The sequence below is a fragment of the Flammeovirga sp. EKP202 genome (assembly GCF_014534745.1).
Taxonomy (GTDB): domain Bacteria; phylum Bacteroidota; class Bacteroidia; order Cytophagales; family Flammeovirgaceae; genus Flammeovirga.
Map to the genome: position 1 here is coordinate 1 of NZ_JACVVP010000164.1, position 278 is coordinate 278.

The 278-nt window shown below is 41.7% G+C and carries 1 protein-coding gene; it reads right to left on the reverse strand.

The features are described 5' to 3' along the window. Positions 1–278, reverse strand: a 278-nt coding sequence (locus IC221_RS29415; protein WP_188172340.1) for a hypothetical protein, incomplete at both ends; no start/stop codon positions are given.

Below are 278 nucleotides of genomic sequence, written 5' to 3' on the forward strand. Positions count from 1 at the left end.
CCGTAGTTGTCAATTTGAGTAGCAACTGATTTTCCGTCATTATCCACCCAATCACGCATTTCAATAGCTTTGTCAGGAGTTGTTCCTAACTCTACGAATAAGTTATAGAGAGCTACAGAATCTTCTTGCCCAAGAGTAAATAACAGGTCGATTTGCTTTGTGAAGATTGTAAGACCAGTGATAGAAGTCGAAGTGATATTCAATCTATAGCTGTCCGCGTTGTCACTAGTCATTGAAGGAATGCTTAACTCCGCCGCTGAGCTTTCCGTTGATCCGTC